The following is a 23386-nucleotide window of genomic DNA, read 5'->3' as shown; positions in this document are numbered from 1 at the left end:
CGTCGCTCAGTTGATCTACCTAATTCAGGTCTCGGGTGATATCCGAGTTCGTAAGCCACCCCTCAACTTTTTCCGACGGCGAGCCGCTCGCAGTCACGAATACGTCTTGAGCGCCCTTGATCTTAAGCATTTCGTCTCGCGCATCCGCCAAGGAGGCATCCATTTTGACGACGGCGAACTTTGTCACGATGGACCGGATTTCTTCATTTCCAAGCTTGTGAGAAAGAAATTCGCTCAACTTGATCTTGCTAAGGTCGGCGACAGGAGAACCCGACGATAGCTTGGATACAAGATATTTGTTCAGTGTGCCTTCATGAACAACACAGAGGGCTTTCTGGTCCGCAAAAATCGGCACGCGCGTGTTGCCCTCCTCAACCTTTTCTTTCAATTCACGCACACTGAACTTTGTCTCCGGGGCGGGATCGCTCAGCGCCTCTATCCTTTTAAACGGCTTCATGGCTTGCCGAACGGACACTTGCGCGAGTTGTTGGTCTGGAGTCAGTCGGTTGACCATCCGCTGCACGCTTTGGTTTGCGCTGTCAAAGTTCTCTCGGGCAAAGTAAAAGGCGAGTATGGTCCCAGCCCAAGTACCAAACAATGGTAACAGGGCTGAGAACACTTTATCTATTTGGGCTTCGGTGTTGGTCTTATTGATTAATAGTGTCGCTATAAATATTGCACCGAAGAACGAACACAGAAACACTGTCCAAGCGAGGCGATCCTTAAAAGGCTTCGCCTCGGGTGGGTTGGATTCCGACATGGCTTCCTCCGCAATGCTTAGGCGGCCCGTAGTCCGCCGAGGATAGCCTCGACAGTCTTCTTTTCCTGCTCGATCAGATCATCGATCTGCTTCTCGAAGTCCTTGGCAATCTGGGCTTTACGCTCCAGGAGCGCCGAAAGCTGACCTTCCATCTCGGCTGCTCTCGCCGACGTTTCAGTGGAGTTAATACTCCGCAGCTTTGAGGCGGTATCACGGAACATGACGATCGAGGGCTCTAGAACCGCGAGGGTTTGATCTTTCTTGACCTGTATGTTCGTGCGCAGGCACGTGAACAACGTGTTTGCGGCCTTTGAGATATCGGTCCCGGCGCTATTGGCTACTTCCTTGCGCCCAGCTGCCACTTCTGCCTTCATCGCTGCCTGCAGCTGTTGAGACCGCTCCTCAACTGTCCGCACTTCCGCTCGAATATTCTTCACCGTGAACTGCGGAAGGTTCAACTTGATCTCCTGCGTTCTCATGGCGAACTCAGGGATATGTAACTTCACGCCGACGCGCCCCATACGGAACTCCGGAACGCCCATGATGATCTTTTGCTCTTGCATGAAGGGCACTGGTACATCGATAAGGATATCCTTCCATCTCACCGTAAAGCCGTGAAATTCTGGATACTGTCCAACCTTGCGGGTTTCCATTCTGACGGAGGGAGTGTGGAAGATGATCTCTCTCTGTACCAACTCGGTCTGCGGTATATCAAAACTCCAATCCTGAAGCTTCATAGTCACTTCAGGCAAGTCCAGCTTGATCGTCACGACCTCCCAGGACACATCGATATCAATACCGATCCAACCTTCTATCGGGTTGTCAGGGTCTGGGCCTTCTTCCCGCAATCTTTCGAACTCTTGCTCATACTTTCCGGTGATCGACTTGATCCTATCCTTGAGGTTCTTGCTGAGGTCGGTTGCCCTCGCAAGCAGGGCATCTTGATGAGTGGCACAGGGGTTTTCGTCTGACATCACAAACACTCCTTGCATGGCATACTGAAATTTCGGGGCGGCGCGGGCATGCGAATGCCCACCGCACATCGATGGCGCTGAAAATTCTTTAGTCAGTCATGTTGAAGTAGATGGATACTCGAAGAATTTTGGACGCAACAATCGCGTCGGGCTTTCTCCCCGTCGTACGTCTAAAAATTTGAGAGCGTTATAGGAAATTATTACCCTCTACCTTAGCGCGAGTTGTTGGCCGGTCAAGATGGTTTGCGCGTCTAGCGTGTGACATCTTGGCAGAACGGGGAGGTGCCAGATCGAATCCATGATTGTGGGTCCGACGTTGATGATGCGCTAATGGAGCAATAGCCTCCCCTTTGGGGACTTCGACCGAACACCGACGCTAGGGGGGCTCATCATGCGCTTTTAAGCCGCGTGCGTTAGTGCACGCGAGAGGGCGCCATGAACGAGCCCGAACTCCAGATTATGCTAATCGCCCGTGACGTTAACGTCGCGATAGCCACCTTCTCCCACAACAAGGGGAGAAGGGAAAAGGAGACCACCATGGACTTTCAGCACTCCGCCCGTTCCTTGGAGCTCCAGGCGCGCGTTCGCCAGTTCATGCAGGCCCATGTCGAGCCGGTCGAGGAGCTCTACTACGAGCAGGTCAAGCCGGAAGCTTCACGCTACAAGACTCCGCAAATCCTTCAGGATCTGAAGCGGCGGGCGCGCGAGCAGGGGCTCTGGAACCTGTTCCTGTCCGGCGAGCACGGGCCGGGTCTGACCAATCTCGAATACGCGCCGGTGAAGGAGATCATGGGCCGCATCCTCTGGGCGCCCGAGGTCTTCAACTGCTCCGCGCCCGATGTCGGCAACATGGAGGTGCTCGCAAACTACGGCACCAAGGCGCAGCAGGAGCGCTGGCTGAAGCCGCTCCTCGAGGGGCGCATCCGCTCCGGCTTCTCGATGACGGAGCCGCAGGTCGCCTCCAGCGACGCCACCAACATCCAGTGCGAGATCCGGCGTGACGGCGACGACTACGTGATCAACGGCCGCAAATGGTTCACCTCGGGCGCGATGAACGAGGATTGCGAGATCCTGATCGTGATGGGCAAGACCGCACCCGACCATCCCGACCGCCATCGCCAGCAATCCATGATCCTGGTGCCGAAGAATACGCGTGGGGTGCGCATCGTCCGCGACATGCTCACCTACGGCTATGACGATGCGCCGGTCGGCCATCCCGAGATCGTCTACGACAACGTCCGCGTGCCCGCCGAGAACATTTTGCTCGGCGAGGGCCGCGGCTTCGAGATCGCGCAAGGCCGGCTCGGCCCCGGCCGCATCCACCATTGCATGCGCCTGATCGGCTGCGCCCAGCGTGCGCTCGAACTGATGTGCCAGCGCGCGGTCTCGCGCGTCGCCTTCGGTAAGCCGCTCGCAGAGCAGGGCTCGGTGCGCGAGGACATCGCGCATTCCTTCTGCGAGATCGCGCAAGCCCGCCTGCTTACCTTGCAGGCCGCCGACAAGATGGACCGCGAGGGCAACAAGGCCGCGCGCGACCTGATCGCCGCGGCCAAGATCGTGGTCCCCAGCATGGCCGCCCGCGTCATCGACCGCGCCATCCAGATTCACGGCGCCGCCGGTGTCTCGCAGGACACGTTCCTCGCGCGGGCTTACGTCTACGCCCGCTTCATCCGCATCGGCGACGGGCCGGACCAAGTGCATCTCGCGGCCGTCGGGAAGGAGCTGATCAGGCGCGGCGGGGTGATGGGGTAGCGCCGTGGCCCTTGGCCGGATTGCGCATCGGCGGCGCTTCGAAGCGCCGCGACGGGCAAGTCTTTTGGCCGCGATGCAGTATGGCCTCAGATCAGTGTAGTACGATAGTAACTGCTGACCGAGAGTGACCCTGCACGCCATGGCGGGTTCACCCAGGTGAAAGAGCACAGATCGCTTTTGCGCGAGAAAACGTCCGATGCCGAAGGCGAGCGCGCAAGACTGGACAGCATCATCGATTTCGAGCGGCGGCACTTGCTCGCGGACCTGCGCGCCGGTCGTCCGGATGTGATCCTCGTGGATACCCGGCTGCTCAGCGCGGTCCCGTTCGACTGGCTGGCCTGGGCAAGGTCCGATCCGGAGCTCCAGGCCGAACTAAGTCGTTACCGCGAGCTCGAGGATGCCGGCGGCCGCGTCCGGATCTTGGTCGCTCGATCGGGTTCGGAGCGGTAACCCCGTTCGGTTGCCAGCCGCGGCACAGGCGCCACGCTCGGCATGCTGACATCATGCCCCTGTTTTGCCCGACGAGTCAAAATCGGTCCGTAAAAACAGCAGGGCTTCGCGCCGGGCCGCCAAGCCATTGAAAAAGCTGACCCCCGTCTACTGTGCATGGGGTTGTTTTTCCGTTTTTGCTGGAGCGACCGTTTTCGCGGCGCCAGGCGGGCCGCTACCCCGCCTTGGCGATGCGACCGTCCGCCGACCCCGCGCGCAGATTCTGGAAGAACGTCTCCACCTCCCGCGACAGCGTCTGCGCCGTCTCGGTCAGGCTGCTGGCTGCGGTGAACACCGAAGCCGCCGCGGTATCGGTCTCGCCGATGGCATCGCGCAGCGAGGTGATGTTCGCCACCAGCGTCTCGTTGCCTTGGGCAGCGCTTTGCGCGTTGGAGGAGATCTCGCGCGTGGCCTGGTCCTGCTGACTGACGGCGCCGGCAATCGCGGACGTGACCTCGTTGATCTCGCGCACCGCCCCGCCGATCTCGCGCACGGCGTCGACGGCGTTCCGCGTCGAGGCCTGGATCATCGCGACGTTCTCGCTGATCTCGGCCGTGGCCTTGGCGGTCTGGCCCGCGAGCGCCTTCACCTCGTGGGCGACGACGGCAAAGCCGCGGCCAGCATCGCCGGCGCGCGCCGCCTCGATGGTGGCGTTCAGCGCGAGCAGGTTGGTCTGCTCGGCGATCGCCTGGATCAGGTTGAGCACGCCGTCGATGCGTTGCGTGGCTGCAGCGAGGCTCTCGATCTCGGAGATCGACTTCTCGGTGCGCTGGCCGGTCTGCTCGACCGCGCCGGCGCTCTGCCGCACCTGGCGGCCGATCTCCACCACCGAGGCCGAAAGCTCCTCGGCCGCGCCCGCCACCGCGGTGACGTTGTGCGAGGCCTGCTCGGTGGCGTTCGCCGCGGTGCCGGCGCGGCTGCTCGCATCCGCTGTGACACGCGTGATGGTCTGCGCGGTCTCGCGCATGACGGAGGCGTTGTCGCTGAGGCCGCGCATGATCGCGCCGATCGCCTCGCGAAATTGCTCGACGGACCGCTCGACGTGACGGGCGCGCTCCTCGCGCGCGGCGGCGTCTTGCGACACTTGCGAGGCGAGGTTGCGGTTGCGCCCCATCGAGTCCTGGAACACCTGGATGGCGCGGGCCAGCGCGCCGATCTCGTCGGCGCGGTCGGAGTGCGGCACCACGACATCGTCGGCGCCGTCGGCGACCTGCTTGATGGTGGCGGTGATCGCGGCGAGCGGCCGGGCGATCGAGCGGGCAATGATGACGATGCCAGCGACGACTAGGGCCAGCGCCACGCCGCCGAGGCAGGTGAGGATGAACGACAATGTGCGGGCGGTCTCGGTCTGCTGCGCGATCTGCCTGCCGCGCTCGGCATAGACCTTGGACAGCGCCTCGAGGTCCTTGTTCAGCGCCGAGCGGACGCTGCGGTTGGCGTCGTTGTCGCCCCATTCGCGGCCCGCTGCCGCGTTGATCTCGACGCCGCGCCGCACCAGCTCCTTGCGGAACTCGACGAACTGCTCGATGCGCTTCTTGAAGGTCGCGAACTGCTCGGCATCGTCGGCCTTGACGATGGTCTCCCAGCGCTTCACGACGTCGAGGATCTGGGAGTTGAACTTGAGCAGGCCGTCGCCGTATTTCTTCACCACGGCCGGCTCGGTCGACATGTAGATGCCGCGCGATTCCATCACCACCGCATAGACGAGGGAGTTGACCCGCTCGACGTTCAGCGCGGCGGCATTGGCCGTCTCAATCGCGACTGCGAGGTCCGCGCTGCGGCGGCTGTTGTAGTCGGACAAGATCGCGATCGCTCCCGTGAGCAGCGCGAACAGCGCGAAGATCGCATAGAGCTTGCTGGCAAGCGTGAAGCGGCCTGCCGGCTTGGCGGCATTCCCAGATCGGTCGGATGTCATGATGTTCAAGGAGCCCGGATTGGCCTGACCGGCCGGTGAACGGGGTCAGGCAAATTGTTGCAAAACTATGCAGAACGAAGATGGACGCCTCGTTAACGCGCGGCCTGGCCGCCTCCGTCCTTGGTCGAAGGAAAGGTAAGTCATTTCAGCGTCTTGATCCGAAGGTTTAGTTTCAGGATAGTCTTTTGGGATAGTCTTGGAGTCGGCCGTTGGCCGAGCAACCCCGGAGAGACCCTTGGTCTACCGCCACAGCATCGACGCCACGACCTACAGCTTCCCTGACCTGCGCGACCTGCTCGCCAAGGCGACACCCCCGCGCTCCGGCGACCGGCTGGCCGGCATTGCCGCTGCCAGCTCCGAGCAGATGATCGCCGCGCGGATGGCGCTCGCCAATGTGCCGCTCGGCCAGTTCCTGCAGGAAGCCGTCGTTCCCTACGAGGCCGACGAGGTCACCCGCCTCGTCATCGACAGCCATGACGCTAGGGCGTTCGCGCCGGTGGCATCGCTGACGGTCGGCGCCTTCCGCGACTGGCTGCTGTCGGACGCCGCAACGCCCGAGATCCTGCGCAAGCTGGCGCCCGGCATCACGCCGGAGATGGCGGCCGCGGTGTCGAAGCTGATGCGCAACCAGGATCTGATCCTGGCGGCGCGGAAATGCGAGGTCACCACCGCCTTTCGCAACACTATCGGCCTGAGGGGGCGGATGAGCACACGCCTGCAGCCGAACCATCCCTTCGACGATGCAAGGGGCATCACCGCCTCAATCCTCGACGGCATCCTGCTGGGGGCGGGCGATGCCTGCATCGGCATCAATCCCGCCAGCGACGACCCCGCCGTCATCGCGCAATTGCTGCGGCTGCTCGACGAGATCATCGCGCGGCTGCAGATCCCGACGCAAGGCTGCGTCCTGACCCATGTCACGACGACGCTGTCGCTGATCGGGCAGGGCGTGCCGGTCGACCTCGTCTTCCAGTCGGTCGCGGGCACCGAGGCCGCCAACCGCAGCTTCGGCATCGACCTCGCACTGTTGAAGGAGGCGCAAGAGGCCGGGCTGTCACAGTCGCGCGGCACGGTCGGGCGGAACCTGATGTATTTCGAGACCGGCCAGGGCTCGGCGCTGTCGGCGGGCGCCCATCACGGCGTCGACCAGCAGACCTGCGAGGCGCGCGCCTATGCGGTCGCCCGCGCCTTCGCTCCGCTGCTGGTCAACAGCGTGGTCGGCTTCATCGGCCCGGAATATCTCTATGACGGCAAGGAAATCATCCGCGCGGGGCTGGAGGATCATTTCTGTGGCAAGCTGCTCGGCCTGCCGCTCGGGGTCGACATCTGCTACACCAACCACGCCGAGGCAGATCAGGACGACATGGACAATCTCCTGACGCTGCTCGCCGCCGCCGGCGTCACCTTCATCATGGGTGTTCCCGGTGCCGACGACGTCATGCTGAACTACCAGTCGACGTCTTTTCACGACGCGCTCTATGTCAGGGACGTCTTCGCGCTGCGCCGCGCGCCGGAATTCGACGACTGGCTGGCGCGCTCGGGCATTGCAGGTGCCGATTTCCGGATTGCCGGCGATGCAGGCCTGCTGCCCGATTTTGCCGCGCGGCTGATCGCATGAGGCGGAAGGTCAACTCGGTTGGGAAACCATCGGCGCCTCTCGGAATTATGCTTACGCCACAATATTGAGAAATTCCGCCGACAGCATTACGCTATGTGTCGGGCTGGCAATTTCCGCACCATCGGTTGAGTGTGGCGGGGGAGCTTTGATGCGAGCTGAAAGTAACGGAACGTCCCGGCGGATTCTCTGCGTGTTTCCGCGCTACACCTCGTCCTTCGGCACGTTCGAGCATTCCTATCCCCTGACCGATGGCGTCCGCGCCTTCATGCCGCCGCAAGGGCTGCTGCTGATCTCCGCCTATCTTCCGAAGGAATGGCAGGTCAAATTCGTCGACGAGAACCTGCGCCGCACGACGAGGGAGGAGTTCGAATGGGCGGAAGCCGTCTTCGTCAGCGGCATGCACATCCAGCGCCAGCAGATGAACGACATCTGCCGCCGCGCCCATGAGTTCGATCTGCCGGTCGCGCTCGGCGGGCCTTCTGTCAGCGCCTGTCCCGACTATTACCCGTCCTTCGATTATCTGCATGTCGGCGAGCTCGGCGATGCCACCAACCAGCTGATCGAGATCCTGTCGCGCGGCACCTCGCGGCCCGAACAGCAGGTCGTGCTCACGACCAAGGACCGCGTGCCGATGACGGAGTTTCCGATCCCGGCCTACGAGCTCGCCGACGTGAAGAAGTACTTCCTCGGCAGCATCCAATATTCCAGCGGCTGTCCCTACCAGTGCGAGTTCTGCGACATCCCCGGCCTTTACGGCCGCAATCCGCGCATCAAGACGCCGCAGCAGATCATCGCCGAGCTCGACCGCCTGCGCGAATGCGGCATGACCGACACGGTCTATTTCGTCGACGACAATTTCATCGGCAACCGCAAGGCGGCCATGGACCTGCTGCCGCACCTGATCGAGTGGCAGAAGCGGACCGGCTACGTGGTGCGGCTCGCTTGCGAGGCGACGCTCAACATCGCCAAGCGCCCCGAGATCCTCGAGAAGATGCGCGAGGCCTATTTCATCACCATCTTCTGCGGCATCGAGACGCCGGATCCCGACGCGTTGAAGGCGATGCAGAAGGACCACAACATGATGGTCCCGATCCTGGAGGGCGTGCGCACCATTAATTCCTATGGCATGGAGGTGGTCTCGGGCATCATCATGGGGCTCGACACCGACAAGCCGAACACCTCGGAGGCGCTGCTCGCCTTCGTCGAGGAGTCCCGGATTCCGCTGCTCACCATCAATCTGCTGCAGGCGCTGCCGAAGACACCGCTATGGGACCGGCTTGAGCGCGAGGGGCGGCTGGTCGAGGACGATGGCCGCGATTCCAACGTCGACTTCCTGCTGCCCTATGACGAGGTCGTCGCGTCCTGGAAGCACGCCATGGCAGTCGCTTACGCGCCCGACAAGGTCTACGCGCGCTATCAGCACCAATGCGACCACGTCTATGTGAACCGGCTCAAGGTACCGGTGCCGGACGAGATGAAGACCTGGCGCAGCATCCGGCGCGGCCTCGTCATACTGCGCAACATCTTCTGGAAGGTCGGCGTGCTCGGCGACTATAGGCGCGTGTTCTGGAAGTTCGCGCTGGGCCGCATCAAGCGCGGCGACATCGAAGGCCTGATCGGCTGCACGCTGGTCGCGCACCATCTCATCACCTTTGCGCGCGCGGCCTCCAGCGGCAAGCAGAACGCCTCGAACTATTCGATCCGGCTGCGCGAGGCCGCCGTGCCCGCCGAATGATGCCACATGTCTGACCCGGCCCTGCCGCGCCGTCCGACCCTCGATTTGCGCTCGTTTACGCCTGCGCGCGTCGCGCTGGGGCGCAGCGGCGCGAGCCTGCCGACGAGAGCGTTGCTCGATTTCACGCTGGACCATGCCCGCGCGCGCGATGCTGTGCATGCGGCCTTCGACACGCCGCGTCTCATCGCCGATCTCGACGCACTCGGTGTTGCGGTGACCGAGGTCAGGAGCCGGGCGGTCGATCGCGGCGACTATCTGCGGCGGCCGGATCTGGGACGACAGCTCGACCCGGGCTCGGCTCAGCGTCTGGCACGAAGCATCTCGGCGCCGTGCCAGCTCGCGGTCGTGATCGGAGACGGCCTGTCCGCGGCGGCGGTCCATAGCCATGCGGCGATCGTGGTAAGGCGCCTGTTGCAATCGCTTGCGCAGGGGGATGCCGTCGCGATCGGCCATGTCGTCGTCGCCTCGGGCGCGCGCGTCGCGCTCGGCGACGAGATCGGCGCCATTCTCGGCGCGCGCATGGTCATGATGCTGATCGGCGAGCGGCCCGGCCTGTCCGCGCCCGACAGCCTCGGCGCCTATCTGACCTTTGCGCCGAGGCCCGGCCGCACCGATGCCGAGCGCAATTGCGTCTCCAACATCCACCACGCCGGGTTGAGCCACGAGGAGGCGGCGTTCAAGATCGCCTGGCTGGTCCGCGAGGGGCTGGCCCGGGAGATCACCGGCGTGGCGCTGAAGGACGAGAGTGCGGACCGCGCGCCGCGCCAGATTGGCACATCCTCGCCGGGATGACGGTCATTCCACGCCCGGATCGCCACTTTTCTGATCGATTCGGCCGCGCCGGGCCTGCTTGCGAAAAGACCTGTTGACCTGCTAAACCGCTGCCGGCGATTTTCCGCGCATTTTCAAAGGGCAAGCCTCCCATTGGTATGGCGTTTTCAAGCCGTTCGCGCGGCGCGATAAGCTCACAGCCCGAGCCGATTTAGGAACTGGACAAGGCATGCTCGAAAAGCACAGCGAGAGTGAGGTTCATGTCGACAAGGTCGAGCAGGGATCTACGTCCTCCATCGCCTTCGGGCTGGAGCGTCTCGGGCTGATCGCCGTTCGGGCCCCGATCGTCTCCTGCATCGTCCTGCTCGCGCTGATCGTCGGCGCGGTGTTCGGCATCTACCGGATCAAGATCGACGATTCGCTGTCGCAGCTGTTCCGCTCCGACACCCGCGAGTTCCGCCAGTACGAAGAGGTCACCAAGAAATTCCCGGCGGAGGAGTTCGACGTCCTCGTCGTGGTCGAGGGCAAGACCCTCCTGGAACGCAGCAACCTCGAGAAGCTGCGCGACTTCGTCACCGACCTGCAGCTGGTCGAAGGCACGCGCGGGCTGGTCTCGCTGTTCTCGGCGCGCCAGGCGCCGGCCCCCGGCAAGCTGCCGGCGGCCCTGTTCCCGCCCGAGCTACCGGAGGGCGCGGCCTATGACAAGTTCATCGAGACCGTCAAGAACAACGAGATCATCCGCGGCAAGCTGCTGTCGGAGGACGGCACATTGGCGCTGGTCGTGCTGTCGCTCGATCCGGAGGTGGTCGCTTCCAACAAGTTGACCAAGACCGTCGCCGACATCCGTGCGCTGATGAAGGAGACGCTCGGGGACACCGGCCTCAACGTGCAGCTCTCCGGCGTCCCGGTGATGCAGCTCGAGATCCGCAACGCGGTCGAGCGCGACGGGCTGACCTACAACATCCTCGGCATCCTCGCCGGCTGCATCATCGCCATCATCTTCTTCCGCAAGATCTCGTTCATGATCGCGGCGGCATTCCCGCCGATGATCGCGATTCTGCTGGCGCTCGGCGCGCTCGGCTGGGCCAATTTCAACCTCAACATGTTCCTGAACGTGATGACGCCGCTCATCATGGTCATCAGCTTCTCGGACTCGATGCAGCTGACCTTCGCCGCGCGCGACCGGCTGATCGCGGGCCAGGACAAGTTCACCGCGTTCAAGAACGCGGTGCTGGTGGTGGGCCCGGCCTGCGTGCTGACGCATGGCACCGCCGGCATCTCCTTCATCGCGCTGCAATTCTCCGACTCCGACCTGATCCGCAAGTTCGGCGAGGCGGGCCTTGCCGCCACCATCATCGCGCTGGTCGCGGTGCTGTCGCTGGTGCCTGTCTTCGGCGTGCTGTTCGTGCGCAACGAGAAGGTCTTTGCAGTCAAGTTCCAGGGCGCTGATGCCGGCGTACAGGCGCTGCGCAATTTCTGCTATTGGATTGCGGTGCGCATGGTCGGCCGGCCCGGCCTGTTCAGCCTGCTGGCGGTGCTGTTCGTCGGCGGCCTCGGCGTCATCTATGCCAATCTGGAGCCGCGCTACCGGCTCGCCGACCAGGTGCCGGACAAGCGCCAGGCGGTTGCCGCCAGCGACCGGTTAGACGCCAAGCTGACCGGCGCCAATCCCGTCAACGTGCTGATCGTGTTCCCGAAGGGTGAATCGCTTTATTCGCCGCAGACGCTCCAGACGATCGCCGAGGTGCACGCGACAGTCGAGAAATCCGCAGGGGTCGGCAACGTGTGGTCGCTGGAGACGCTGCGCCGCTGGCTGGCGGAAAAGGCCGGCAGTGCCGACGTCGCGACGCTGAAGGAATATGTCAGCGTCATCCCCGAGCACCTGGTGCGCCGCTTCATCGACGCCGAGCAGGACGCTGTCGTGGTGGCCGGCCGCGTGCCGGACAAGGATTCCAGCCAGCTCCTGCCGATCGTCGACAAGCTCGATTCGGAGCTCGACGCCGTCCGCAAGAAGCATCCGGGCTATGAGATCGCCGTGACGGGTCTCGCCGCCATCGCCGCGCGCAACTCGGCCAACATGATCGAGAAGCTGAACCACGGCCTCACGATCGAATTCGCGCTGGTCGCGATCTTCATCGGCCTCGCCTTCCGCTCCTGGGTGGTGACGCTCGCCTGCATTCTGCCGGGCATCTTCCCGGTGGTGATGTCGGGCACGGTGCTGTGGGCGATGGGCGAGGGGCTGCAATTCGCCAGCGTCGTTGCGCTCACGGTCTCGTTCGGCCTCGGCCTTTCCGCTACCATCCACTTCCTCAACCGCCTGCGGCTGGAGAACAAGCCGGGTGTCGGCTCGGCGCTCGCGGTGGAGCGGGCCACCGTGCTGGTGGGACCTGCGCTGATCCTGACCACGGTGGTGCTGGCCTGCGGCCTCGTCGTCACCGTGTTCTCCGACCTGCCGTCGCTGCGGCTGTTCGGCTGGCTCAGCGCCTTCTCGATGGTGATGGCATTGGTCGCTGATCTCTTCATCCTCCGGCCGACGGCGATGTGGCTGATCAATCTGCACGCCAAGCTGCATGGCGCGGACAAGCAGGCGATCTGAGGGGCCGGCGCCGGACCGCCCTCACGCGCCGATACGAACGATCCCGTACGGATTGAACTTGAAGTCGCCCTCGGCGTAGTCCTGCTCCCGCGACAGCGCGAGCTTGCGGTCGCGCAGCGTTGCCTCGATGCCGCGCTCGGCCATTGCGTCCGCGATTTCGTCCATCAGATTCGCTGCGTTCCGGTCGCTGCCGCGCGATCGCGCGACATAGATATCCGGCAGTCCGACGAGGTGGAAGCCGACGCTTTCGTTGTAGGTGTCGCCGGCAAGCGGACGCTTGGCGAAGGCGAGGCGGCAGGTCCGGGCCATGGCTGCCGTGACGGCAAGGCCCTGGCTCGGGTTCGCGGCGGCCTTGCACTCCTGGGCCAGTTGCCGCCATCGCGCCAGGCCGTGGGCAACGCCCGCGCTTTCTCCTTTCACGGCCGTGGCGCCGGCCTCGATCATCTCCTCGACAATTCGCAAGGCGGCAGCTGAATAGGCGACCGTCTTGTGCTGCTCCATCGGCGGGCTCAGCACGTAGAGGACCGCTTTGTGATTGAGTACGGCCATTTCGTCCGCCTCGGACCACGCTTTCGGAAAGACGCGGTCCCAGCACACACCGAAAGAGCGCTCCATGTGCGGATCGGGTTTGGCTTGCGAATAGGTGCGGTCGATCTCGAAGCCGAAATCGGCGATCGTCTTCGCCACCGCCTTGGGCGGATGCAGCAGGCTTTCATTCTTGCCGAGGAAGCAGAGCACGTGACGCGGCTTCACGGACGAAGGCTGCATGTTCGCTCCCTGCCGATCGCTGGCGAAGGCGCGGCTGGCCACGAAGAGCCCGGCGGCCTTCAGCAGATGTCTGCGGATCGGGTCCATCTCAGCAAATCCAGCCGGTCAGTTCGTGTCAGCAAAAAGCCCCCGGCTCGCGAGAACCGGGGGCATGTTCCTCATTGCGTGCGAAAGGCCTTCAGCCCTTCGTCATCGTGATGTTGACGCCGCGGATCTCGCCCTTGGACGAGATCTGCACCGTCTGCTTGGTGCCGTTGGTGCGCAGCGACAGGTTGGCGGCAAAGCCGTTGGCCTCGACGAAGACCTCGATCTGGCCGCCGCCGGCGGTGCCCTGGAGATTGCCGAAGATGTTGCGGCTGGACTCGCTCCAGTTGCCGGAGATGCGGTCGCCCTGGCTCGTCACGTCGCTGGTGAGGTTGAACTTGTAGCTGTCGGAGGCGCAGCTCAGCGCCTGCTTCAGGTTGAGGCCGCTGCCGGCGACCTTATAGTCCGCTTTGCAGCGAATGCGCTCGGTGGAGCCGTCGGACAGCGACACCGTGCCGGTTCCGGTCCACGCGCCGTCGAAACCGGCAAACGGTCCGGACGACTGCGCGTGGCTTGCCGATGCCGAGAAGAGCAGCGCCACCCCGATGCCGGCCGCCCTGATTGCCAGTCCAGATCGCCAAAAGAATGTCATCTCGAATATCCCGCTTTGGAATGACGTTCGCTTCGATCGAGAACGTCTCGCCACATCGAAAGTTTAGTGCTCCGAGCAAGTCGCAGGTTCAAAGCCCTGCGGCCAGAGACGGCGGTTCACGCGACCGCGCCGTGCTTCCAGGGGCCGCGATTTGCCGCGCTTCGTCATGTTTCCGGCAGCCGAGGACGGGCGAAGAGATGCAGCGCGGCAACAGGTCTGCATTAAAACGCAATGCTCCCGAATTATGATGTAGTATCAATCCCTTACATCTGTCAATGAAGGCGCGGGGAAGACCTGATTCGGCGGGGGCGGCGCCAATTTGGCCGCATTTGCCAGTGCTTGTGCCTTCCCTGAGGCCGCTACAAGCGGCGACTTGCCATCAGAACCAATCCGTTCCGGCCATCCGCCCTGCGCAGTCCGGGATCGGTGCGATTCTGCCGTCAGAATGAAGGAATACAATGCGCAATCTTCTCGTCGCTCTCACCCTGCTGTCGGCCTCCCTTTCGACGGCAGCGTTCGCCCAACAAGGGCGTGGCACGGACGCCGAGCAGAAGGCCTGCACCCGCGATGTGCAGAAGTTCTGCCGCCCGGTCATCGACCAGGGCGATTTCACCATCCTGGCCTGCCTCAAGGAGAACCGGGCCAAGATCTCGCAGGCCTGCGACCAGGTGCTGAAGAACCACAATCAATAAACTCGGCCATTGGCCTAGAAAGGCGGCCCTCGGCCGCTTTTCCGGGCCCAATTCGAAGGGGCAGCCATCGACGGACAGGATTGGTTTTGCGGCCGTATTCCCCTATATGGGGGCCGCGGCGGCGTCGCCGGCGTGAGCCCGCCCGAGCGAAAAAGCCCTTCCTGTCCAAACGATTGTAAACCAGCCCTCGATGACCTCTGCGAGCGAATTGCGATCCGGCAAGGGTGACCGCGACGAGAATTTTCCCGTCGCGTCCTGGATCATTCATCCGCGTCATCGCGCCCTGATCCTGGCCTATTACAATTTCGTCCGCACCGCGGACGACATCGCCGATCACGCCACGCTCCCCCCCGACCAGAAGCTCGCTTATCTCGATCTGCTCGAGGCGGAACTGCTCGGCAAGGGTGACACCCAGCCTGAGGCCGTCAGCTTGCGCCGCGCGCTGGCCGAGCGCGGCATGGCGCCACGTCATGCGCTCGACGTGCTGATCGCCTTCCGCATGGACGTGACCAAGCTGCGCTATGAGACCTGGGACGAGGTCATCCATTATTGCCGCTACTCGGCGATGCCGGTCGGCCGCTTCATGCTCGACGTTCACGGCGAGAGCACCTCGACATGGGCCGCCTCGGACGCGCTCTGCGCGGGCCTTCAGATCAACAATCACCTGCAGGATTGCGGCAAGGATTATCGCGAGCTCAACCGCGTCTATCTGCCGCGCGATGCGCTGGCAGCACACGGCGCCACCGTCGAGCAGCTCGGTCTCGCGCAGTCGCCGCCGGCGATGCTGGCCTGCCTGCAGTCCCTCGCCGCACGCAACGAGGCGCTGCTCGGAGAGGGCAGGTCGCTCGCAGCCGAGATCCGGGATTTCCGTCTCGGCGTCGACGTCTCCGTCATCCAGGCCTATGCCGACCGCATCGTGCGCTTGCTCAAGGTACGCGATCCCTTGCGGGAGCGCGTGCATCTGAACAAATTCGAGCTGCTCGCCTTCAGCCTCGCCGGGATCATCGGCGAAGTTGGCCGCCGTGCGATCCGTCGCAAGGCCATTTCCAGACCGGGGACTGCCCATGACGCTTGAGGCGACCACGCCCGGCGCCAATTACGGCTCGACCGCATCCGGCAGCTCGTTCTATGCCGCGATGCGCATCCTGCCGCGTGATCAGCGCGAAGCGATGTTTCAGATCTACAGCTTCTGCCGCCAGGTCGACGACATCGCCGATTCCGACGGCCCGCGCGACGAGCGGCTCGCCGCACTTCAGGAATGGCGCAACGATATCGACGCGCTCTATCAGGGCCATCCGCCGCCGCGGCTGAAGGACTATGTCGTCTCGGTGAAGACCTTCGGGCTCAAGCGCGAGGATTTCCTCGCCATCGTCGACGGCATGGAGATGGACGTGCCGCAGGACATCCGTGCGCCCGACATGGCGACGCTGGATCTGTATTGCGACCGTGTCGCCAGCGCCGTGGGGCGGCTGTCGGTGCGCGTGTTCGGCATGCCCGAGGAAGACGGCATCCTGCTCGCGCACCACCTCGGCCGCGCGCTGCAGCTCACCAACATCCTGCGCGACATCGACGAGGACGCCGGCCTTGGCCGGCTCTATCTGCCGCGCGAGGCGCTGCTGCATGCCGGCATCACCTCTGATGATCCGAACCGCGTGATCGCCGAGCGCGCGCTGCCGAAGGTCTGCATGCCGCTGGCGCAGCGCGCCAAGGTGCACTTCGAGAAGTCGGACGAGATCATGAACCGCAACAGGCGCCGCGCCGTGCGCGCGCCGCGGATCATGTCAAAATACTACCATTCCATTCTGGACCTCCTGATCGCGCGCGGCTTCACCGCGCCGCGCGAGCCGGTGCGTGTGTCGAAGATCACGCGCATCCTGATCCTGCTCCGTTACGCTTTCATCTGATGCAAAACACAGCTCACATCATCGGCGCTGGAATTTCCGGCCTCTCCGCCGCCGTGCGGCTCGCCAATGCCGGCTTCAAGGTCGCCGTGCACGAGGCGACGCACCAGGCCGGCGGCCGCTGCCGGTCCTATTTCGACGGCGCCACCAATCTCACCATCGACAACGGCAATCATCTGCTGCTGTCGGGCAACAGCCATGCGCGCGCCTATGCGCGCGCGATCGGCACCGAGGCGGGCCTGGTCGGCCCCGAGCGGGCGCAATTTCCGTTCGTCGATGTCAAGACCGGGCAGCGCTGGCAGATCGATCTCGGCGATGGCCGGTGGCCGACCTGGATGCTCGACGAAAGCCGCCGCGTGCCCGACACCGGCCTTTCCGATTATCTCAAGCTGGCGCCACTGATCTGGGCGTCGGAGGAGACGCTGGTCGGCAAGTCGATTCCGACCGAGGGCATCCTCTATCAGCGCCTGGTGCAGCCGCTGCTGCTGGCAGCTCTCAACGTCGATCCGCCCGAGGGCTCGGCCGGGCTCGCCGGCGCGATCGTGCGGGAGACGCTGCTTGCGGGCGGGCAGGCCTGCCGTCCGCTGATTGCGCGCGATGGTCTCAGCGCGGTTCTGATCGAGCCCGCCGTGAAGTTTCTGCAAGAGCGTGGCCACACCGTTCAGCTCGGCCATGAGCTGCGCTCGTTCGTCAGCACGGACGGCAAGGTGACCGCACTGAATTTCGGCAGCGAGGATTTGATCCAGCTCGGCGCGGGCGATGTCGTCGTGATGGCGGTGCCGCCGCGCGCGGCAGCCAACCTGCTGCCGGGGCTGAAGACGCCGACCGAATTCCGCGCCATTGTGAACGCGCATTTCCGCTTTGAGCCGCCGCCGGGCTCGGCGCCCATCCTCGGCGTGATCGGCGGCGTGGTGGAATGGCTGTTCGCGTTCCCGAACCGGCTCTCGGTGACCATCAGCAATGGCGACCGCCTGGTCGATATGCCGCGCGAGGAACTGGCGCAGACGATCTGGAACGAGGTCTGCCAGGCGGGCGGTGTATCCGGTGAGCTGCCTCCTTGGCAGATCGTGCGCGAGCGCCGCGCCACATTTGCGGCGACGCCGGCCCAGAACGCCCTGCGTCCCGGGCCGGTCACTGCGCTGAAAAACCTGTTCCTCGCCGGCGACTGGACTGCTACGGGATTGCCAGCAACCATCGAGGGATCGGTCCGGTCGGGTGACCGCGCCGCCGATCTGGTTCTGGCCGCCAAAGGATCCTGAAAGGCGGCCCGACGGGCAATTCTCCCGGTCAACTTTCAATCGACTATCGGAGCAATCGAGCGACATGGATTCCGTGACCGCGACCAGCCGCGAAGCTTTGGAATCGAGCATTGCGTCGGCCACCCAGGGCCTCCTCGGCTTCCAGCAAGCCGACGGCCATTGGGTGTTCGAGCTCGAGGCCGACTGCACGATTCCGGCCGAATACGTTCTGCTGCGCCATTATCTCGCCGAGCCCGTCGACACCGTGCTCGAGGCCAAGATCGGCAACTATCTGCGCCGCATCCAGGGTACCCATGGCGGCTGGCCGCTGGTGCATGACGGCGAGTTCGACATGAGCGCCAGCGTGAAGGCGTACTTCGCGCTGAAGATGATCGGCGACTCCATCGACGCGCCGCATATGGTGCGGGCGCGCGAGGCAATCCATGCCCGCGGCGGCGCGATCAACAGCAACGTCTTCACCCGCTTCCTTCTCGCGACCTTCGGTGTCGTGACCTGGCGCGCGGTGCCGGTGCTGCCGATCGAGATCGTATTGCTGCCGTTCTGGTCGCCGTTCCACCTCAACAAGATCTCCTACTGGGCGCGCACCACGATGGTGCCGCTGATGGTGATCGCCGCGCTGAAGCCGCGCGCGAGGAATCCGAAGGGCGTCGGCATCGACGAATTGTTCCTGCAGGATCCGCGCTCGATCGGCATGACCGCCAAGGCGCCGCACCAGAGCATGGCCTGGTTTCTGTTGTTTCGTTCGCTCGATGCGATCCTGCGCGTGATCGAGCCGCTGTTTCCGAAGAGTCTGCGCAAGCGCGCGATCGACGCCGCGCTCGCCTTCACCGAGGAACGGCTCAACGGCGAGGACGGCATGGGCGCGATCTACCCGCCCATGGCCAACATCGTCATGATGTACGACGCCCTCGGCAAGGACGAGAACTTCCCGCCACGCGCGATCACGCGCCGGGGCATCGACAAGTTGCTCGTCATCAAGGACGACGAAGCTTATTGCCAGCCCTGCGTCTCTCCGGTGTGGGACACGACGCTCACCGCGCATGCGCTGCTGGAGGCCGGCGGTGACAAGGCGGTGCCGGCCGCCAAGCAGGGCCTCGACTGGCTGATCCCGAGGCAGGAGCTCGAGGTGAAGGGCGACTGGGCGGTGAAGCGGCCCGACGTGCGCCCGGGCGGCTGGGCCTTCCAATACAACAATGCCCATTACCCCGATCTCGACGACACCGCCGTCGTGGTGATGTCGATGGACCGCATGCGCCGGGAGCACGGTGCGGCCGGCTATGACGACGCGATCGCCCGCGGCCGGGAGTGGATCGAGGGCATGCAGAGCGACGACGGTGGCTGGGCCGCCTTCGACGTCAACAACCTCGAATATTACCTCAACAACATCCCGTTCTCGGACCATGGCGCGCTGCTCGATCCGCCGACTGAGGACGTCACGGCGCGATGCATCTCGATGCTGGCCCAGCTCGGTGAGACCGCCAAGACCAGCAAGCAGGTGGCCGCCGGGGTCGCCTATCTGCGGAAGACCCAGCACCCGGAGGGGTCCTGGTACGGCCGCTGGGGTATGAACTTCATTTATGGAACCTGGTCGGTGCTGTGCGCCCTCAACATGGCCGGGGTCGACCACAAGGACCCCATGATCCGCAAGGCGGCGGCCTGGCTGACCTCGATCCAGAACGACGACGGCGGCTGGGGCGAGGACGCCGTCAGCTACCGCCTCGACTACAAGGGCTGGGAGGCCGCTCCCTCGACCGCCTCGCAAACGGCATGGGCCTTGCTTGCCCTGATGGCGGCAGGCGAGGTTGATCACCCGGCCGTTGCCCGCGGGGTGGAGTACCTGATTGCAACACAAGACAAAAAAGGACTGTGGGACGAGCAGCGGTACACCGCCACAGGCTTCCCCCGCGTGTTCTATCTACGTTATCATGGTTACCCAAAGTTCTTTCCGCTGTGGGCGTTGGCGCGGTATCGGAACTTACGGAACACCAACAGCAGGGTGGTAGGGGTCGGAATGTGACTTTGGGGACGGGGGACTATGTTACCGCGGGTCAGGCCATCGACCCGCGGCCGATACTGATCGTGACCGGATTGGTTCAGGAGGCCCGCATCGCGGCTGGGCCCGGAATGGCGGTCATCTGTTCATCCAGCAGCCCGACCCAGTTGCGGGCGCTTCTGACGGTGGTGGATCCTGAGACGATTCGCGGTGTGATCTCGTTCGGCGTGGCCGGCGGGCTCGACCCGAGCTTGCGCTCCGGCGACGTCGTGCTGGCGACCGAGGTGCTCTCCGGCGACACCCGCTGGGCCGCCGGCCTGTCGCTCGGCGACGATCTGATCGATCGCCTGACGTCCGGCCGCCGCCGCGTCGTGCGCGGTAGTCTCGCCGGTGCCGAGGAAGTGGTCACGAAGCGCTCCTGCAAGGCGGCCCTGCACTCCGAGACGGGGGCCGCCGCGGTCGACATGGAAAGCCACATCGCCGCGGCCTACGCCGCCGACGCCGGGCTGCCCTTCGCCGCCGTCCGCGTCATCAGCGACCCCGCCCACCGCGCGCTGCCGGCGCTGGCCCGCGCCGCGATCAAGCCGAACGGCCAGATCGACCTCGGAGCCGTGCTGCGCGGCATCGTGCGCAATCCGGCAACGCTGCATGCCCTGGTCTCGACCGGCATCGACTTCAACCGCGCCCTGCGGTCGTTGCGCGGCTGCCGCGATTATCTGATCGGGACGGAGTTCGTCGAGAGCGAGGCCTTGGTGTCGAAGGCGGCGTGAGCGGGGGCTTCGATCTGAGAATAAAGAAAGGGCCCGGTCGCCATTGGCGTCCGGGCCTTTTTGTTTCGACGTTCGTAGCCCGGACGGAGCGAAGCGTAATCCGGGGCCTTGGAGAGACCATCCCGGATTTCGCTTGCGCTCCATCCGGGCTACGGGCTCTGCGCTTTACGCCGCCGTCGAAGCCTTTTGCGCGGCCTTTGCCTGTGCGGCAGCGGCTTCGTCCTTGCGGATCTCCGACAGCTTCTTCTGGACCTGCTCGGAGAAGATGTACTGCGCCGGGCGCTGCTTGGAGAGGTCGATCTCCGGCGCCATCGGGCCGCTCGTCCGCACGCCGCGCAGCGCCACCCACATCGCCTTCAGCGGGTTGTTGAGCGCTGCGGTCGCAGCCGTGGGCTCGTAGCCGCAATGGGCCATGCAGTCGGCACACTTCTCGTACTTGCCGGTGCCGTAGGAATCCCAGTCGGTGGTCTCCATCAGCTCCTTGAAGGTCTTCGCGTAGCCTTCACCGAGCAGGTAGCAGGGCTTCTGCCAGCCGAAGATGTTGCGCGCGGGCATGCCCCACGGGGTGCATTCGTATTCCTGGTTGCCGGCGAGGAAGTCCAGGAACAGTCCGGAATGCATGAAATTCCACTTCTTGCCCTTGCCCATCGCAAAGACGTCGCGGAATAGCTTCTTGGTCTTGGTGCGGTTGAGGAAGTGCTCCTGGTCCGGCGCGCGCTCATAGGCGTAGCCCGGGGACATCGAGACGCCGACGCCGAGCTCGGTGGTGAGGTCGAGGAATTTGGCGATCTCCTCGGCCGGGTGGCCGTCGAAGATGGTGGCGTTGACGTTGACGGTGAAGCCGCGCGCCTTGGCCGCCTTGATCGCCGACACCGCGCGGTCGAACACGCCCTTCTGCGACACGGCCTTGTCGTGGTGGTCGCGCAGGCCGTCGAGATGCACCGAGAAGAACAGATAGGGCGAGGGCTCGAACAGATCGAGCTTCTTCTCCAGCAGCAGCGCGTTGGTGCAGAGCGAGACGAACTTCTTGCGCGCGACGAGGCCGCGCACGATCTCGCCGATCTCCTTGTGGATCAGCGGCTCGCCGCCGGGAATGGCGACCATCGGCGCGCCGCACTCGTCGGCCGCGTCCCAGCACTCCTGCGCCGTCATGCGGCGGTTGAGGATCGCGTCCGGGTAGTCGATCTTGCCGCAGCCGACGCAGGCGAGATTGCAGCGAAACAGCGGCTCCAGCATCAGCACGAGCGGATAGCGTTTGCGGCCAAGCAGTTTCTGCTTGAGCAAATAGCCGCCGATACGCATTTCCTTGAAGAACGGGATAGCCATTACAAGTTTCTTTCTGGGCTTTTCAATTCGGGTGAGTCAGCTTGCGGCCAGTTGGGCCGGAAGCCGGAATTCGATGTTTTCCTCGCGGCCCGGCAGCACCGAGACCTTCACTGGTCCGATCCGCCGCATCGCTTCGATCACGTCATCCACGAGTACCTCGGGCGCCGAAGCGCCCGCCGTGACGCCGACGGTTTTGGCATCCTTCAACCACTCCGGATCGAGCTCGCTACCGTCCGCAATCAAATAGCTCGCGACGCCGGCCTCAGTGCCGATTTCGCGGAGCCGGTTCGAGTTCGAGCTGTTGGCAGCGCCCACCACCAAGATCACGTCGACCAGCCGGCTCAAGTCCCTTACCGCAGATTGGCGGTTCTGTGTCGCATAGCAGATATCCCGGATATCCGGGCCTTGAATATCTGTAAAGCGGGCCTGAAGGGCAGCGATGATGTCCTTGGTGTCGTCGACCGACAGGGTCGTCTGGGTGATGTAGGCCACTGGCGTATCCGGCGGCAGCGTGAGGGCCTTAACCTCTTCAACGCTTTGAACAAGTTGCACCGGCCCCGGTATCTGGCCCATCGTGCCCTCGACCTCGGGGTGGCCGGCATGGCCGATCAGGATCAGGGTCCGGCCCCTGGCGATGTAGCGCTTCCCCTGATTGTGAACTTTCGTGACCAGGGGGCAGGTGGCATTGAGCACCGGAAGGTCGCGCGCGGCGGCCTCTTCCTCGACGCTGCGGGCGACGCCGTGGGCGCTGAAGACCGTGACGGCCTTCGGCGGAACCTCGGAGAGTTCCTCGACAAAGATCGCGCCCTTGTTCTTCAGGCTTTCGACGACGTATTTGTTATGCACGATCTCGTGGCGCACGTAGACAGGCGCGCCGTACCTCTCCAGCGCTCGTTCCACGATCTCGATCGCACGCACCACGCCCGCGCAGAAGCCGCGCGGCTGCGCCAGATAAACTTCCATGGGACGCCCATCACGCAAGTTGCACCAATCCGCTTCGTCTGTCCCCAAGCGGCACCCTAATACTGCCCAATGAGTTGCAATATCCGCACCATTGGTTCGCACATGCGGTAGCCGCGCACCCGTACACCATGGAGGCGCAACACTTTGTGTCAAAAAATCGGCAATAAGGAAAGCTCGGAACCTTTACAGCTCACGGGGAGAGGTATTTTAGTAGGGTTTAGATGTTCTTAAGTGCGCGATATTTGTGCATTGGGAATGGTCACTTTCCCGCCTCAACTCCCGGGCTATACCGGCCGCCCGCATGATTTTGCCATGGTCTCCCGCCGTTTACCTCGAACCTTCGCGCGGCGAGAACAACCCAAACAGCAATAGGTTTCGCCCGGGAACTCCGATAAACAGCGGGCGTTTCCGGCAAGCTGATAACCGCA

The 23386-nt window shown here is 63.9% G+C and carries 19 protein-coding genes; 12 read left to right on the top strand and 7 right to left on the bottom strand.

What is annotated here, in order from left to right; translation table 11 throughout:
• Positions 1-19: 19 nt before the first annotated feature.
• Positions 20-760, bottom strand: a complete 741-nt coding sequence (locus GA0061099_RS01130) for a hypothetical protein (RefSeq protein ID WP_036023078.1) — start codon at positions 758-760, stop codon at positions 20-22.
• 17 nt (positions 761-777) lie between these two features.
• Positions 778-1734 carry a hypothetical protein gene (locus tag GA0061099_RS01125; protein ID WP_141697544.1) on the bottom strand — a complete coding sequence of 319 codons (957 nt, stop codon included), beginning with the start codon at positions 1732-1734 and terminating at the stop codon, positions 778-780.
• A 537-nt stretch (positions 1735-2271) separates the two neighbouring features.
• On the opposite strand from GA0061099_RS01125, the gene GA0061099_RS01120 reads away from it, so the two are divergent.
• Positions 2272-3486, top strand: coding sequence for an acyl-CoA dehydrogenase family protein (locus tag GA0061099_RS01120; RefSeq protein ID WP_036023081.1), 1215 nt, complete (start codon positions 2272-2274; stop codon positions 3484-3486).
• Positions 3487-3642: 156 nt separating this feature from the next.
• Positions 3643-3936 (top strand): hypothetical protein, encoded by a 294-nt coding sequence (locus GA0061099_RS01115; protein ID WP_225127281.1) that lies wholly within the window; start codon positions 3643-3645, stop codon positions 3934-3936.
• A gap of 214 nt (positions 3937-4150) precedes the next feature.
• On the opposite strand, the gene GA0061099_RS01110 is transcribed toward GA0061099_RS01115, so the two are convergent.
• Positions 4151-5890, bottom strand: coding sequence for a methyl-accepting chemotaxis protein (locus GA0061099_RS01110; protein ID WP_036023111.1), 1740 nt, complete (start codon positions 5888-5890; stop codon positions 4151-4153).
• A gap of 235 nt (positions 5891-6125) precedes the next feature.
• On the opposite strand from GA0061099_RS01110, the gene GA0061099_RS01105 reads away from it, so the two are divergent.
• From GA0061099_RS01105 to GA0061099_RS01090, 4 genes are all read left to right on the top strand, one after another.
• Positions 6126-7508, top strand: coding sequence for an ethanolamine ammonia-lyase subunit EutB (locus GA0061099_RS01105; RefSeq protein WP_036023084.1), 1383 nt, complete (start codon positions 6126-6128; stop codon positions 7506-7508).
• 148 nt (positions 7509-7656) lie between these two features.
• On the top strand, positions 7657-9243 hold the full coding sequence (locus GA0061099_RS01100) for a B12-binding domain-containing radical SAM protein (protein ID WP_036023085.1): 1587 nt from the start codon (positions 7657-7659) through the stop codon (positions 9241-9243).
• A gap of 6 nt (positions 9244-9249) precedes the next feature.
• Positions 9250-10035, top strand: coding sequence for an ethanolamine ammonia-lyase subunit EutC (gene eutC / locus GA0061099_RS01095; RefSeq protein ID WP_036023087.1), 786 nt, complete (start codon positions 9250-9252; stop codon positions 10033-10035).
• Positions 10036-10243: 208 nt separating this feature from the next.
• Positions 10244-12610 carry an efflux RND transporter permease subunit gene (locus tag GA0061099_RS01090; protein ID WP_036023089.1) on the top strand — a complete coding sequence of 789 codons (2367 nt, stop codon included), beginning with the start codon at positions 10244-10246 and terminating at the stop codon, positions 12608-12610.
• Between the two features lie 21 nt (positions 12611-12631).
• On the opposite strand, the gene GA0061099_RS01085 is transcribed toward GA0061099_RS01090, so the two are convergent.
• Both GA0061099_RS01085 and GA0061099_RS01080 read right to left on the bottom strand, forming a co-directional pair.
• A complete protein-coding gene (locus tag GA0061099_RS01085) occupies positions 12632-13465 on the bottom strand; it encodes a hypothetical protein (protein WP_036023090.1) in 834 nt (277 codons plus the stop codon).
• 91 nt (positions 13466-13556) lie between these two features.
• A complete protein-coding gene (locus GA0061099_RS01080) occupies positions 13557-14054 on the bottom strand; it encodes a hypothetical protein (protein ID WP_036006098.1) in 498 nt (165 codons plus the stop codon).
• A gap of 458 nt (positions 14055-14512) precedes the next feature.
• Here GA0061099_RS01080 and GA0061099_RS01070 point away from each other — a divergent pair, with 458 nt between their 5' ends.
• The 6 genes from GA0061099_RS01070 (at position 14513) to GA0061099_RS01045 (ending at position 20669) form a co-directional block, all read left to right on the top strand.
• Positions 14513-14746 carry a hypothetical protein gene (locus GA0061099_RS01070; protein WP_025035011.1) on the top strand — a complete coding sequence of 78 codons (234 nt, stop codon included), beginning with the start codon at positions 14513-14515 and terminating at the stop codon, positions 14744-14746.
• Between the two features lie 190 nt (positions 14747-14936).
• Complete coding sequence (hpnC, locus tag GA0061099_RS01065; protein WP_036023092.1) at positions 14937-15821, top strand: squalene synthase HpnC; 885 nt, start codon at positions 14937-14939, stop codon at positions 15819-15821.
• The gene (hpnD, locus tag GA0061099_RS01060) at positions 15811-16650 is read left to right on the top strand and encodes a presqualene diphosphate synthase HpnD (protein ID WP_036023093.1); all 840 of its coding nucleotides are present in this window, start codon (positions 15811-15813) and stop codon (positions 16648-16650) included. Before hpnC ends, hpnD begins: the two co-directional genes overlap by 11 nt.
• On the top strand, positions 16650-17906 hold the full coding sequence (gene hpnE / locus GA0061099_RS01055; RefSeq protein ID WP_036023095.1) for a hydroxysqualene dehydroxylase HpnE: 1257 nt from the start codon (positions 16650-16652) through the stop codon (positions 17904-17906). Before hpnD ends, hpnE begins: the two co-directional genes overlap by 1 nt.
• Positions 17907-17970: 64 nt before the next feature.
• Complete coding sequence (gene shc, locus GA0061099_RS01050) at positions 17971-19923, top strand: squalene--hopene cyclase (protein WP_036023097.1); 1953 nt, start codon at positions 17971-17973, stop codon at positions 19921-19923.
• Positions 19920-20669: a phosphorylase gene (locus GA0061099_RS01045; protein WP_036006088.1), complete on the top strand. Its 750-nt coding sequence runs from the start codon at positions 19920-19922 to the stop codon at positions 20667-20669. Before shc ends, GA0061099_RS01045 begins: the two co-directional genes overlap by 4 nt.
• Before the next feature lie 165 nt (positions 20670-20834).
• Here GA0061099_RS01045 and hpnH read toward each other — a convergent pair whose 3' ends face one another.
• Both hpnH and ispH read right to left on the bottom strand, forming a co-directional pair.
• A complete protein-coding gene (gene hpnH, locus GA0061099_RS01040; RefSeq protein WP_036006086.1) occupies positions 20835-21995 on the bottom strand; it encodes an adenosyl-hopene transferase HpnH in 1161 nt (386 codons plus the stop codon).
• Positions 21996-22031: 36 nt separating this feature from the next.
• A complete protein-coding gene (gene ispH, locus GA0061099_RS01035) occupies positions 22032-22958 on the bottom strand; it encodes a 4-hydroxy-3-methylbut-2-enyl diphosphate reductase (RefSeq protein ID WP_036023099.1) in 927 nt (308 codons plus the stop codon).
• Positions 22959-23386: the final 428 nt, after the last annotated feature.

This window comes from Bradyrhizobium yuanmingense, assembly GCF_900094575.1.
Taxonomy (GTDB): domain Bacteria; phylum Pseudomonadota; class Alphaproteobacteria; order Rhizobiales; family Xanthobacteraceae; genus Bradyrhizobium; species Bradyrhizobium yuanmingense.
This window is presented reverse-complemented; position numbering and strand designations above follow the sequence as displayed.

Bases quoted from the DNA above. Each gene is read 5' to 3' on its own strand.
- GA0061099_RS01130 (WP_036023078.1), bottom strand. From the start codon at position 760: ATGTCGGAATCCAACCCACCCGAGGCGAAGCCTTTTAAGGATCGCCTC.
- GA0061099_RS01125 (WP_141697544.1), bottom strand. From the start codon at position 1,734: ATGTCAGACGAAAACCCCTGTGCCACTCATCAAGATGCCCTGCTTGCG.
- GA0061099_RS01120 (WP_036023081.1), top strand. From the start codon at position 2,272: ATGGACTTTCAGCACTCCGCCCGTTCCTTGGAGCTCCAGGCGCGCGTT.
- GA0061099_RS01110 (WP_036023111.1), bottom strand. From the start codon at position 5,890: ATGACATCCGACCGATCTGGGAATGCCGCCAAGCCGGCAGGCCGCTTC.
- GA0061099_RS01100 (WP_036023085.1), top strand. From the start codon at position 7,657: ATGCGAGCTGAAAGTAACGGAACGTCCCGGCGGATTCTCTGCGTGTTT.
- eutC (WP_036023087.1), top strand. From the start codon at position 9,250: ATGTCTGACCCGGCCCTGCCGCGCCGTCCGACCCTCGATTTGCGCTCG.
- GA0061099_RS01090 (WP_036023089.1), top strand. From the start codon at position 10,244: ATGCTCGAAAAGCACAGCGAGAGTGAGGTTCATGTCGACAAGGTCGAG.
- GA0061099_RS01085 (WP_036023090.1), bottom strand. From the start codon at position 13,465: ATGGACCCGATCCGCAGACATCTGCTGAAGGCCGCCGGGCTCTTCGTG.
- GA0061099_RS01080 (WP_036006098.1), bottom strand. From the start codon at position 14,054: ATGACATTCTTTTGGCGATCTGGACTGGCAATCAGGGCGGCCGGCATC.
- GA0061099_RS01070 (WP_025035011.1), top strand. From the start codon at position 14,513: ATGCGCAATCTTCTCGTCGCTCTCACCCTGCTGTCGGCCTCCCTTTCG.
- hpnC (WP_036023092.1), top strand. From the start codon at position 14,937: ATGACCTCTGCGAGCGAATTGCGATCCGGCAAGGGTGACCGCGACGAG.
- hpnD (WP_036023093.1), top strand. From the start codon at position 15,811: ATGACGCTTGAGGCGACCACGCCCGGCGCCAATTACGGCTCGACCGCA.
- hpnE (WP_036023095.1), top strand. From the start codon at position 16,650: ATGCAAAACACAGCTCACATCATCGGCGCTGGAATTTCCGGCCTCTCC.
- shc (WP_036023097.1), top strand. From the start codon at position 17,971: ATGGATTCCGTGACCGCGACCAGCCGCGAAGCTTTGGAATCGAGCATT.
- hpnH (WP_036006086.1), bottom strand. From the start codon at position 21,995: ATGGCTATCCCGTTCTTCAAGGAAATGCGTATCGGCGGCTATTTGCTC.
- ispH (WP_036023099.1), bottom strand. From the start codon at position 22,958: ATGGAAGTTTATCTGGCGCAGCCGCGCGGCTTCTGCGCGGGCGTGGTG.